The sequence below is a fragment of the Bacteroides pyogenes genome (genome assembly GCF_014196225.1).
In the GTDB taxonomy this organism is placed as follows: Bacteria; Bacteroidota; Bacteroidia; order Bacteroidales; family Bacteroidaceae; genus Bacteroides; species Bacteroides pyogenes_A.
In genome coordinates this window covers 296428-309485 of the sequence record NZ_JACIDI010000002.1, presented here as the reverse complement: position 1 = coordinate 309485, position 13058 = coordinate 296428, and the positions used below count along the sequence as shown (strand labels likewise).

At 47.6% G+C, this 13058-nt stretch carries 7 protein-coding genes; 4 read left to right on the top strand and 3 right to left on the bottom strand.

Going from position 1 to position 13058, the window contains the following annotated elements; genetic code table 11:
* Nucleotides 1-2: 2 nt before the first annotated feature.
* From GGR07_RS02265 to GGR07_RS02255, 3 genes are all read right to left on the bottom strand, one after another.
* Nucleotides 3-3359: a SusC/RagA family TonB-linked outer membrane protein gene (locus GGR07_RS02265; RefSeq protein ID WP_122056423.1), complete on the bottom strand. Its 3357-nt coding sequence runs from the start codon at nt 3357-3359 to the stop codon at nt 3-5.
* Nucleotides 3360-3568: 209 nt separating this feature from the next.
* On the bottom strand, nt 3569-4480 hold the full coding sequence (locus GGR07_RS02260) for a FecR family protein (protein WP_122056422.1): 912 nt from the start codon (nt 4478-4480) through the stop codon (nt 3569-3571).
* Nucleotides 4481-4785: 305 nt separating this feature from the next.
* Nucleotides 4786-5364: an RNA polymerase sigma-70 factor gene (locus GGR07_RS02255; protein WP_034542198.1), complete on the bottom strand. Its 579-nt coding sequence runs from the start codon at nt 5362-5364 to the stop codon at nt 4786-4788.
* A 319-nt stretch (nt 5365-5683) separates the two neighbouring features.
* Here GGR07_RS02255 and GGR07_RS02250 point away from each other — a divergent pair, with 319 nt between their 5' ends.
* The 4 genes from GGR07_RS02250 (at nt 5684) to GGR07_RS02235 (ending at nt 13016) form a co-directional block, all read left to right on the top strand.
* On the top strand, nt 5684-6559 hold the full coding sequence (locus GGR07_RS02250; RefSeq protein WP_034542199.1) for a DMT family transporter: 876 nt from the start codon (nt 5684-5686) through the stop codon (nt 6557-6559).
* Nucleotides 6560-6885: 326 nt separating this feature from the next.
* A complete protein-coding gene (mutS, locus tag GGR07_RS02245; protein WP_034542287.1) occupies nt 6886-9504 on the top strand; it encodes a DNA mismatch repair protein MutS in 2619 nt (872 codons plus the stop codon).
* 732 nt (nt 9505-10236) lie between these two features.
* Nucleotides 10237-11580: a histidine-type phosphatase gene (locus tag GGR07_RS02240; protein ID WP_051990525.1), complete on the top strand. Its 1344-nt coding sequence runs from the start codon at nt 10237-10239 to the stop codon at nt 11578-11580.
* 197 nt (nt 11581-11777) lie between these two features.
* The gene (locus GGR07_RS02235; RefSeq protein ID WP_256680543.1) at nt 11778-13016 is read left to right on the top strand and encodes a porin; all 1239 of its coding nucleotides are present in this window, start codon (nt 11778-11780) and stop codon (nt 13014-13016) included.
* Nucleotides 13017-13058 lie beyond the last annotated feature (42 nt).

Below are 13058 nucleotides of genomic sequence, written 5' to 3'. Positions count from 1 at the left end.
TGTTAAAACTTAAGATTCAAGCTAAGACCGATACTGCGTAAAGAAGGCATCATGAAATAGTCGATACCGTCGTAGAAGTTTCCGGTGGTAGCTACATTCTGCGGGTCGAACGGCGCTTTGTTGTAAATCATCCAAAGGTTGCGCCCTACCAGCGAGCAAGTAATGTCGCAGATATTTCCCAGTTTCTTTCGTGGAATAGTGTATCCCACACTTGCTTCCTGCAAACGCACATTGGTTGCGGAATAGGTGTAATATTGCGGAATGGAAGTCCCTCCTCCGATGGTGGTGTACCAAGTTTCGGGATTCACATAATCTCCTTTATTCACTATTACGTATCCCTTGTCGCGTGCGGCAGCAGACGCTTCGGAAACACCGAAGTTATCCAGAACAGCCTGTGTACGAGAGAACACGATACCTCCCAAACGTGCCGATATGAGAAAACCGAAATGGAAGTTGTTCCAGTTAAAGTTGTTTCTCCATGCCATGTTCGCTTTGGGAAGCACACTGCCCAGCTTGATGTAATTCTTTTCTTCGGTGATGGGCGATGTTGTTATCTTATTGTCGGGAGTGATGTAAATAGCTCCGTTGCTATCCCGCTTCAGGTCGACACGAGAATAAAGGTCGCCCATTGTCCCTCCTTTTTTCAACAGGAAGCGTGCTCCGCCCAGTCCGTTCATGTCAAGCGTGGAAATGGAGAATTCCTTACCTGTGTCCGGATTGATGGCATTGTCTGCCAATACCAGAATCTTGTTTTTGTTTGTAGAGAATGTATATCCGCTATTCCACGTAAACTTGTTCCATGTTTTGTGGAAATTCAGCGATAGCTCCACTCCGCGGTTGCGTATAGAGCCGGTTTGGATGTAAATCTTAGAATAAGCTCCGCCCCCTATTTTAGGGTCGAACGTCTGGTTTTTGGTGGTTGCCGAATAATACGTCGCATCAAGATCGAAGTATTTCAGGAAGCGTACGGTCAGTCCGAGTTCGTATGAGTCTGTCCGTTCCGGCTTCAGGTTGTATACCGGATAAACCGTGTTGTTGCTCCACGAGTAAAGCTTTTGATGCCATTCGTAGCTCGGATTGGCGATGAAACGCATAAAGGGAGAACCTACCGAAGCGTACGAACCGCGCATCTTTATATAAGGAAGATCGGCAGGCATATTGGGTATTATTTCGGACAGAATCACAGATAGACCGACGGATGGATAGAAGAAAGACTTGTTTACCGACTTCGGACCTGCCAGTTGAGACGGCCAGTCGTTACGTCCTGTAAGCGTGAGGTAATACGTGCTTTTGTATCCTATCTCGGCAGAACCGAACACCGATTGGCTCTGCTCGCGCCATCCGTCTTGATTGCGCGCCGTTTTGCTCGGACTTAAATGTTGAACGGCGAAGAAGTTTGTCAATCCTTGCTTTTCGCCGGGAATCGATCCGTCGGCAATCGGTCCTCCTATTCCCAAGAGGTCCGTCCTCATGTCGGAGAATGAAGTTCCCAAATTGGCTTGCAGATTCCAATCGTTGCCAAAAGATTTGTTGATGCTTAACAAAGCATCTGCGTATATCTGTTTATCTTTTGTGCGGTTGATTCCGTAGAATCCGCGCTTCGAGCCTTCGGTAAGCTGGTCGTTGGTGGTGGCGTAATATTTCTCGGTATAATCGTTGATGGAGTTGTCCAGACGGACTCTTCCCGATACGCTCAGCCAATCCAATATCTGATAGTGTAGGTTGGCATTCATCATGTAGCGGTCTTTGCTGTTTTCGCGCAAGTTGCGGTAGTTCACCCAGTAAGGGTTCTGCATGGTGAGTCCTCCATCGCCCACAGGCCAATATTGCGTATCGATTTTGCGCGACTCATCGTAGCGCTTGTACATGCGCGCCGCTTCCCAGTCATTGCCTCTCGGGAACAGATATGCGCCTACCAAGGGGTTTCCGTATTCTCCCTGATTGATCATGTTCCGGTCTCTTTGGTAAACATATCCTGCGCCTAAGTCCAACGTCATCTTGTCGTTGAGGAACTTGGTGGTATTGCGGAAAGTAAAGTTATAACGATCGTATTTGTTGTTGGGAATAATACCGTTTGAGTTGACAGCGGCTGCCGACAGATAAGTCTGGTTCTTGTCTGTTCCTGTCGACAACGAGATGCTTTCCGTTGCGGTAACTCCGGTTTTCAGATAGTCGTCTGCCGGGCTGTACCCATAATAGTTCGAGCTGTTCAACGCTCTTCCCCAGCTACGGTCTAAAACATTCGCCTGAGAGTTCAGGCTGCCTGTTCCGTACCGGTTTTGGAATTTAGGCAATACAAAAGCGTCCATTACCTCCGTAGTGCTGTTCACGGTAATCTGCACGCGTCCTTCCTTACCTTTTTTAGTGGTAATAACGATGGCGCCATTGGCCGCTGCCGATCCGTAAAGAGCAGCCGCCGCCGCACCGGTCAGTACCGACATCGATTCGATGTCTTCGGGATTGATATCGGCTATCGGCTCTGTGGTCCCCTTCGCGTCGAACTCCATGCCTCCCGTTTTTGTTTGGGGGAACATGGGCACGCCGTCTATGACGTAGAGAGCGTTTGACGACTGAGTGATGGATTTCGTTCCGCGCATGACTACTTTGGAGGCGCCTCCCACGCCGGATGAAGAAGCGTTGATGTTGACACCCGCCACCTTTCCGCTCAGCGCATTGATGAAGTTTACATCCTTATTCACGGTTACGTCGTCTGTCTTTACTTGCTGAACGTTGTAGCTCAACGCTTTGGTCGCACGCTTGATACCGAGTGCCGTAACCACCACTTCGTCCAATGTCTTGGTGTCTTCCACCAGATCGACTACGAGCTTTTCCTGTCCGTTGAACACGATGCTTTTTGCCTGATAGCCTATGTAAGATACTGTGAGGACATCGCCCATGCGAATGTTTTCCAACCGGAAATCGCCGTCGAGAGAGGTGATGGTTCCTTTTCCGTCTTTGGTAGAAACGGTGGCGCCAATCACCGGACCGTTGGTGTCATTCACCACTCCGTTCACGGTGTATGTCTTCTTTCCATTGGCTGTTGCCTTTTTCGCGAAGAGCACTATCCGCTGTCCGGAGATGCTGTAGCCGATGGATGTATGCTTTAACAACGTACTTACCACTTGGTGCATGTCGTTCGAAGTAATTTGTACGGACATTCTTTGAGTGACGTCTATGTCATTGTTGTAGAAGAATTTAAACCCGCTCTGCTTTTCGATATCGCTGATTACAACGGAAAGTGGAGTGTCGGTAAAGTTGAGTTTAACGTTTTGCCCGGTTGTTTGAGCGAAAGCCAAATAGGGAATTGTGAAGAGTAATATTGCCAGAAATATGCTCTTTTTGTAAGTGTTTGCGCACATACTGCAACATTTCTGACAAAAATCTTGGTTCTTTTTTTTATTTGTCATACTTTTATAAATTAGAAATTAAGGATTTTGATGATGATGACTATCATCGTTTGCACAAAGTTCTTAGGGTAGGAAAATATAGCCAGTATTTTCCTGCCTTTTTTTGTTCTTTACAGTATTATGTCATAGGCAATTCCGGTTTTAAAAGGTTTTACAATTTATTATTTCAATATTATGTTCTTCCCTCTGCGCTCGTATTTGAGCGAAGTGCTTATCCGCATGATTTCCAAGATGGATTCGAGCGACTCGTTCGTGTAGAATTCTCCGGTGAACGATTTGTTTATCAGCTCGTCGTTCATGATGATAAATTTTACATCGAACAGTTGCTCGAGCCGCCGGCAGATATCGAGCAAAGGAGTGCCGGAAAGCACCCACACGTTCTTTGTCCATCGTATTTCGTCCGCCGTGTCCGTAAGGTCGGCAAGCTTCATGCTGTTTTGTCCGATGTCGTACGTCAGTTGCTGATTGGGCTTCATCAGTATGCTTTGTTTGTCGTTGCTTACATCGATCGAGCCTTCCAGCAAGGTTGCCGTGATTTGCGGCAGCGTGGAGTTCGCGTTTACCGTAAACTTCGTTCCCAGCACTTTGATTTTCAGGCTGCCCGCATGCACCACAAACGGATGCTTCTTGTCGTGCTCTACATCAAAGTAAGCCTCTCCTTCCAGAAACACCTCTCTCTTCTTTCCGGAGAAACGTTCGGGATAGATGAGTTTGGACCGGTTGTTCAGTTTGATGGCAGTTCCGTCGGGCAAGGTTACGTTTTGCACAAGCCCCGTATGGTTGCTCTGTACGATGAGCGCGGGGACGGCTTCGGGCGTTAAGGCGGTGTAGAGCCATCCGCTTAAGGCGATGAGCAGAGACACCGTGGCGGCAACAAGCCATTTCCGGTAGTAACGTGCGCGCAGGCGGAAGATATCCTCCGGACGGTCGATGGCATTGATACGCTCCATCAGCCGGGAAAATGAACGTTCTGCCGAATATTCTTCGCCCGGACGGGAAGATTGCAACCTTATGCTCTCGATCAACGCGTCGGCTTTTCTTTTCTTTTTATTATTCTTTTCTTCTGTATACATTCTGATGTGTTTTGCTAAAGCTTTATACTCTATAGAAAACTCACACGGCAAAACTGCTAAAGCGAAAACTCTTTTTTTCGAAGTTTTTTATTGCGGGCAGGTTTTATGTAGTGCGGCGGTTCCTTCTCTTTTCATGGATACCGTAGTTTCCCATTGGGGAAACAAAATTGTCCCACGTGGGAAAATAAAGTTCCCCCGAAGGGAAACAAAAGTTTCAATGAAGGGAAACTATCTTGTACATACGGATAAAGCAGGCTGAGTATGCAGCTTCACCTTTATCATGCTATTCTCGTGTTGCGGTTCTTTTACTCTTCTTCGTGCGGGTCGAGAAACGGTTCGATGGATTTTCTTATCTTTGCTTTTGCCAGCAGCAACTGCCGCTCCACCGTACATAGTTTGACATTCAACGCCTCCGCAATTTCCTTGTGGTTCATTCCGTCTTCTTTTGCCATGCGGAAGATGAGGCGGCAACGTTCGGGCAGTGATACAACCGCTTTCGCGATGGCTTCGGTCAGCTCTTTGTAAGCAAGCTCGTCGAGCGGAGAATCGGGCGAAACGGTCACTTGCAGATCGGTATCGGGAAGGTCGTCGCGCTTCGATACATATCCGCTTTTCAATACATTGAGGCATCCGTTTCGCACGGCCTGATACAAGTACGCCTGAAGGTTGGGGATGGAAGGCAGCGTGTAGCGGTCTTTCCATAAATTGAAGAAAATATCCGATATAACATCTTCCGAAGCAGGTTCGGAGTGCAGAAACGTCAGCGCAAAGCGGAATAAGCGATCGTAATAGAACAGGTACAGTTTGCGGAAAGCCTCAGAATCGCCTTTGGATAACTGCTCCAATATCAGGTATTCATCTTCTGTCCGTTGCTTGCTGTTCATAGTTTTTGTTTCTGTAATACGATAGAAAAAGGAAGTTTTGGCTGCAAAGGAACAGACTTTATTTTATTTTTCCTAATGTTTCTTTTTTCTTTTGCGTTTGTTCCTTTTCGCTTTGTTGAGCCTTCAGAGCAAATCAGGTTCTTTGTTTTCCTGTTTTCCGGGATACTGCTGCATTCGTTTCTGCTTTTTATGCTCGCTCTCGTCGTGTGAAGTGCTTGTCGTGTGTGTTCCTCATTTTAGAAGTAATTTTATTGTAATATCATCTGTATATTGATGTTTAGATTTATCTTTGCGGTGTTATTCAAATGGAAGGCAATATATGCAACTGAAGCAGGGATATTATCATCTGATAGCCATTCTCACCGTAAGCGTGTGGGGAATGACTTTTATTTCTACCAAAGTGTTGATCCGGCACGGGCTGACTCCTCAGGATATTTTCTTTTTCCGTTTCCTGATTGCTTACATCGGCATCTGGGTTATTTCGCCCCCGCGTTTGTTTGCCAACACAGTCAGGGACGAACTCTGGCTGGCGGCGGGAGGCATTTCCGGCGGTTCGCTTTTCTTTTTTCTGCAAAATGTGGCGCTGGAGATTACACAGGCATCCAATGTCTCTTTCATTATCTGTACCGCTCCGTTGCTTACTACCGGAGTCTCTATGCTTTTCTACCGGAGCGAGAGGGTGACCAAAGGACTTGTCTGGGGTTCGCTCATTGCATTGGCGGGGGTAGGTCTGGTAGTCTTCAACGGAAGCGTGATACTGAGGATATCTCCGTTGGGCGATTTGCTTACTTTCTTTGCCGCACTGCTATGGGCATTCTACAGCCTGATTATAAAGAAAGTGACGGGACGCTATTCTACCGTATTCCTCACCCGTAAGATATTCTTCTATGGATTGGTCACTATTCTGCCGGCTTTTTTGCTCCATCCTCTCACGCTCGCTCCGAATGTGTTGTTCTTGCCCGAAGTGTGGATGAACCTGCTTTTCCTCGGTGTGCTGGCTTCACTCATCTGCTATGTGGTATGGAATATCGTCATCAAGCAACTGGGAATGATGCGCGCTTCCAATTATATTTATCTGAATCCGGTGGTAACGATGGCGGCCGCCTCGCTGATTCTCAATGAACGGATAACTCCGGTGGCTCTGCTGGGAGCGGCATGTATCATATTGGGAGTATATTGGGCGGAAAAGAAATAGCGTAAGGAAACGTACGGACATAAAAAAAGGAGTACCGCTGTACTCCAACCTTTGTTAACCTTAAATCTAATACTATGAAAAACACATTGCAAAGGTAGGCACTTTTGCGAAAACTGCAAATTATCCAATCGAAAAAACGTGTTTAATAACATGTTTTAGTATTTCTGACTGCTTTGTTAAGAAAAAGACCGCTTTTCTTTGAAGCTTTGTAACACTTATTTGGAAAAATAGGAAGCCGCATCCGGTTGAATCTCTGTCAGAAAACCGTATCTTTGTCTTCTTAAAAAGATCGGTATGCTACAATGAGAAAAGAGAAAGAAATCACAATGAACGATAAAGATATTGTCCTCACGCCCATGATGAAGCAGTTTCTGGATTTGAAAGCCAAACATCCGGATGCGGTGATGCTGTTTCGTTGCGGCGACTTTTACGAAACTTATTCTACAGATGCCATCATTTCATCCGAAATACTGGGAATCACGCTCACCAAGCGCGCCAATGGAAAAGAGAAAACCATTGAGATGGCGGGGTTTCCTCATCATGCGCTCGATACTTATCTGCCCAAACTGATACGCGCAGGCAAGCGCGTTGCCATTTGCGACCAGTTGGAAGACCCTAAACTTACCAAGAAGCTCGTGAAGCGGGGCATCACGGAGCTGGTTACGCCAGGGGTTTCTATCAACGACAATGTGCTGAATTACAAAGAGAACAACTTTCTGGCTGCGGTTCACTTCGGTAAAGGGAGTTGCGGAGTAGCTTTTCTCGATATATCTACCGGCGAGTTTCTCACGGCTGAGGGACCGTTTGATTATGTAGACAAGCTGCTTAATAACTTCGCTCCCAAAGAGGTGCTTTTCGAACGCGGAAGAAGAGGGATGTTCGAGGGAAACTTCGGCAGCAAATTCTTTACTTTTGAACTCGACGACTGGGTGTTTACCGACAGTTCGGCACGTGAGAAACTGCTGAAGCATTTCGAAACCAAGAATCTGAAAGGGTTTGGCGTGGAGCATCTCAAAAACGGTATTATCGCATCGGGTGCTATTCTGCAATACCTCACCATGACGCAACATACGCAAATAGGGCACATCACTTCGCTGGCACGCATCGAAGAGGAAAAGTACGTTCGGTTGGATAAGTTTACCGTCCGCAGCCTCGAACTCATAGGCAGCATGAACGACGGGGGAAGCAGCCTGATAGATGTGGTCGACCGTACAATCAGTCCGATGGGAGCCCGCCTGCTCAAGCGTTGGATGGTGTTTCCGCTGAAAGACGAGCGTCCCATCAACGACCGCCTGAATGTGGTGGAATACTTCTTCAGGCAGCCCGGCTTCAAGGAGCTTATTGAAGAGCAGTTGCATCTCATCGGCGATTTGGAGCGCATCGTTTCGAAGGTTGCCGTAGGCAGGGTTTCTCCTCGTGAAGTCGTGCAGTTGAAAGTGGCTTTGCAGGCCATCCAACCTATCAAGCAGGCTTGTCTCGAAGCCGACAATGCGAGCCTGAACCGCATCGGCGAGCAACTGAATCTTTGCGTTTCCATTCGCGACCGGATAGACAAGGAGGTTCAGAACGACCCTCCCCTGTTGATCAATAAAGGCGGAGTGATAAAGGACGGCGTGAATGCCGAGCTCGACGAACTGCGCCGGATTTCGTATTCGGGAAAGGATTACTTGCTTCAGATTCAACAGAGAGAAAGCGAACAGACAGGAATACCGAGCCTGAAAGTGGCTTACAACAATGTGTTCGGTTATTACATCGAAGTGCGCAACGGGCATAAGGATAAGGTTCCGCAGGAATGGATACGCAAGCAGACGTTGGTGAATGCCGAACGCTACATTACGCAGGAGCTGAAGGAGTATGAAGAAAAGATTCTCGGGGCGGAAGACAAAATCATGGCGTTGGAAACGCGGTTGTATGCCGATCTGGTACAGGCATTGGCGGAATTTATTCCGCAGATACAGATTAATGCCAATCAGATAGCGCGTATCGACTGCTTGCTTTCGTTCGCCAATGTGGCGCGTGAGAACCGTTACATTCGTCCGGCGATTGAAGACAGCGACGTGCTCGATATTCGTCAGGGACGCCATCCGGTGATTGAAAAGCAGCTGCCGATAGGCGAAAAGTATATAGCCAATGATGTGATGCTCGATAGCAGTACGCAACAGATCATTATCATCACCGGGCCGAACATGGCAGGTAAGTCGGCGCTTCTGCGACAAACCGCCTTAATCACGCTGCTTGCTCAGATAGGCTCGTTCGTTCCGGCAGAGAGCGCGCGTATCGGATTGGTGGATAAGATATTTACCCGTGTGGGTGCGAGCGATAACATTTCGGTGGGAGAATCTACATTTATGGTGGAGATGAACGAAGCGGCGGATATACTGAACAATATTTCCACACGCAGCTTGGTGCTGTTCGACGAGCTTGGACGCGGAACCTCCACTTACGACGGAATCTCCATAGCGTGGGCTATTGTGGAATATATTCACGAGCATCCCAAAGCCAAAGCGCGTACGTTGTTTGCCACGCACTACCACGAGCTGAACGAAATGGAAAAGTCGTTCAAGCGGATTAAGAACTACAATGTGTCGGTGAAAGAAGTGGATAACAGGGTGATTTTCCTTCGCAAGCTCGAACGGGGCGGAAGCGAGCACTCTTTCGGTATCCATGTGGCAAAGATGGCGGGTATGCCGAAAAGCATCGTGAAGCGTGCCGACGAAATATTGAAGCAACTTGAGTCGGACAGTCGCCAACAAGGCATTTCGGGTAAACCGTTGGCGGAAGTAAGCGAGAATCGCGGGGGCATGCAGCTTAGTTTCTTCCAACTGGAAGATCCCATTCTTTGCCAGATACGCGACGAGATACTGAATCTCGACGTAAACAACCTTACTCCCATCGAGGCTTTGAACAAGCTGAACGATATCAAGAAGATAGTCAGGGGGAGATAGACTGCATACTCTTCCATGCTTCACACGCTCGACATTAGTCAGGCTGAGGGTGAAGGAAGACAAGTAGCCACTGGTGCCGCTGAAAATTAGAGGACGGGTTAACAATTAAATCATCAAATAAATCAGACCCATCAAGACTGCGAATATTTTGGGTATCGCAAATGTTACGTTGCCGCAGGGTTTCAGTAATTGAGATAAAAAACTGTATTGCTCAAAGTTCATGCGGCAGATTCAAGGGGGCGGGCATTGGAATCAAATACGGCAGACTTTGTATGCTTCACGCTCATAGCGAGAATGGATAAGATGCCGCCTTTGAAATCAAATACGGCGGGCTTTGTATTGTTCAAAGTTCATGCAGCAGATTCTCGTCCGGCAGCTTGAGGAAATTAAGACAAAAAGTAGTATTGCTTAAAGATGAAGATTCAACTCATTTCGGTTCGGAATATATTATAATGAACAGAAATTCAGTTGTTTGAAAGATCGATTGGCGATTTTCGATGGACACTAATGAGAAGGAATGCTTGTATATTCCCCTGCCCTTTATCCGGATTATCGGTAAATCTTTAAAATCAGGAACAATCTTCCCGGCAATTCGTCGGCATTGCTGTGGACAATCTTTTTTTGTTTTTATTTGTTACTTAAAATAGGAATAGACGTGCGACAATGCAGGGATTTGAGTTCTTTCTCTTTTTGCCGTAAATTCAGTTAAGAACTCTCTAAAACTTTTCTATTATGGATACAAATTGTTTTTCCAGACTTGGTTTGCCGGATTCGGATGGCAAACGTTTCTTTAAAATTCTTTGGGTAGTCGCAATACTTGCGCTGTATCCTTCGTTATTGTCTGCGCAGACGAAGCGCACCGATGACTTCAAAAACCGCTATCAACTGAAAGAGGTTGTGGTATTGAGCCGGCACAATATTCGTGCTCCGCTTTCTACCAAAGGCAGCGTGCTGGAGGAGATCACATCGCATCCTTGGCACGATTGGAGTGCGGCAGCCAGTGAACTTACTTGCCGGGGAGGTGCGTTGGAGACCATGAACGGACTTTTCTTCCGCAAGTGGCTGGTCGGTGCGGGACTCTTTCCGGAGAATGCCGTTCCCACGCAAGATGAGGTGAATATATACGCCAATAGCATGCAGCGATGCATCGCTACGGCGCATTATTTTACGGCGGCGTTTCTGCCGGTTGCCAATGTGAGGGTGAACCATCGCTTTACACCGAGTAAGATGGATCCGGTGTTCTTTCCGCGGTTGACGAAAGCCGGTCCTCGTTTTGAGGAGGAGGCTTTGAAACAAATTGCCGCTTTCGGTGGGTCAAGAGGGATTGTCGGTATCAACGAAGGGCTGAAAGAGTCGTACGACATAACGGCGAGGGTGCTCGACCTGAAAGATTCTCCGGCATGTAAATCGGGACAGATTTGTGCGTTCGACGACTATAATACCCGCATTATTCTGAAGAAAGGCGACGAGCCTAAGATGAAAGGCTCGCTGAAAGTGGCGAACACGGCGTCCGATGCTTTCATCCTTCAGTACTACGAGGAACCGGATGAGAAGAAAGCGGCTTTCGGACACGATTTGACAATTGCAGACTGGGAAAAGATAGCCAAGATTAAGGACGTTTATGGTGATGTGCTGTTTTCGGCGCCGATTGTAGCAGTCAACGTAGCCCATCCTTTGTTGGTTTATATGTACGACGAGCTGAATGCCGACAACCGTAAATTTACTTTCCTCTGCGGGCACGACTCCAATCTGGCATCGGTTGCAGCGGCTTTGGGAGTGGAAGATTACGAACTCCCCTACTCTATCGAGAAGAAAACGCCTATCGGCAGTAAGATGGTGATAGAAAAATGGGCAGACAGAGAAGGGAAGCTGTATGTGGCCATCAACCTTGTTTACCAGTCGACAGCGCAGTTGAGAAACATCGAATTGCTCACCCCGGATAATCCGCCGATGATTTTTCAGGTATCGCTGAAAGGGCTTTCCACAAATGCCGACGGACTTTATACGCTGGATGCCGTGAACGGACGGTTCATGGAAGCCATCCGCGCCTACGAGAGTATCGAGGACGAGCAGTAGTGAGGTGCGCGAAGTTATCGTGCATGAGGCTGTAGCCCCTACGAAAGCATCGAGGACGAACAGTCGTGAATATGCTTCGAATCATTTATCGGCTTTTCCGTATTACGAAGACGCCGGTGACGGGCAATAGCCGGTTCGCTGAAAAACATTGCTGCTACGAGACAAAGATTGATAAAACAATATATAAATAGAAGAATATGAAAAAAATTATAGTTTGGGGTATTGCTGCTTTGTGGACGATACAGGCAAGCGCACAAGAAGGTGTACAAGGGAACTTCTCCATGAAACCGGGCGGAGGGAAAGAGGCTTCAAGGGGTGTTGTGGAGTCCATGCAAGATAAGTTTTCGGTGAAATTAACCGGACGCGCTCTGTTCGATGCAGCTACGTATGCCCAAAATGATGCTTCCGAGCAGCAAATAGGGAAAATGAACGAAGGCGTTTCCGTGCGCGACATGCGTATCGGATTCAAGGCTACTTATGGAAAGTGGTCGATGCGGGGTGATGTCAGCCTTGCGAACAATGTGGTATCGTTGAAAGATACTTATCTGCAATATAGTTTCGAGAAAAACAACTTTGTGCGTGCGGGACATTACACCGTGCCTTTCGGCCTGTCTTCGGCTTACAGTTCGGCAAAGAAAGAATACATGGACGAACCGGAAGCGAACATCTATCAGCCGGGACGCCGTATCGGTGTCATGCACACGATTTATAACAATCCTCTCTGGTTTCAGTACGGTCTTTTTGCCGATAACTCCGCGCTCAGTAAGAGTACGGACAAGTCGGGGCCTCAGGGATATACTGCCGCCGGACGGTTTGTGTGGCGCCCCGTTATGAAAGAGCGATACGGATTGCATGTCGGTTTCTCGGCGATGCACGTGAAAGCCGAATCGAACAACGGAGAGCATGCCCGTGTGCTTTATGGAAAAGGTTTTCTGACTTCGGTAGATAAGCGGAAGGCGGTAGAGATAGACGTCACCGATGCCCGTTGGGAGAACAAGTTTACGGCGGAGTTGCAGGCCATCTACCATAACTTCCAGTTGAGCAGTCAGTACTATTGGTCACACATTTCGCGTGATGAAAGAAAAGAGTATAACACAGGGGGATTCTATGTATCGGCGCGCGGCATCGTGGTGAATCCTGCGGATTATAAATACAATTACACAGGTTCGGGAGTGGACAATCCCGACCGGAAGAATCTGGAGCTTGCTCTCGGATACGGCTATCTCGACCTGAGAGACAACGATGCCTTGGCAGGTTCGTATATCGACGGATTTGAAAAAGCGGGTAAGATGCAGGACATTACGGTGGGGCTTTCTCTGTTCTGGAATAAGAACGTGACGTTTCGCGCCGGTTATCACCATATTACGGTGAACAGGTATCAGAAAGAGAAGCAAAAAGTAGATGTCTTCCAATGCAGGGTGCAATATCTCTTCTAATGAGAGTAGCCGCTTTCTCCTCTTTTTCATTTGCCCGTAGAG

Excerpts from the sequence above, each read along its gene's own strand:
- GGR07_RS02255 (WP_034542198.1), bottom strand. The coding sequence starts at position 5,364 with ATGAACAGCAAGCAACGGACAGAAGATGAATACCTGATATTGGAGCAG.
- GGR07_RS02240 (WP_051990525.1), top strand. The coding sequence starts at position 10,237 with ATGGATACAAATTGTTTTTCCAGACTTGGTTTGCCGGATTCGGATGGC.
- GGR07_RS02260 (WP_122056422.1), bottom strand. The coding sequence starts at position 4,480 with ATGTATACAGAAGAAAAGAATAATAAAAAGAAAAGAAAAGCCGACGCG.
- GGR07_RS02235 (WP_256680543.1), top strand. The coding sequence starts at position 11,778 with ATGAAAAAAATTATAGTTTGGGGTATTGCTGCTTTGTGGACGATACAG.
- GGR07_RS02265 (WP_122056423.1), bottom strand. The coding sequence starts at position 3,359 with ATGTGCGCAAACACTTACAAAAAGAGCATATTTCTGGCAATATTACTC.
- GGR07_RS02250 (WP_034542199.1), top strand. The coding sequence starts at position 5,684 with ATGCAACTGAAGCAGGGATATTATCATCTGATAGCCATTCTCACCGTA.
- mutS (WP_034542287.1), top strand. The coding sequence starts at position 6,886 with ATGAACGATAAAGATATTGTCCTCACGCCCATGATGAAGCAGTTTCTG.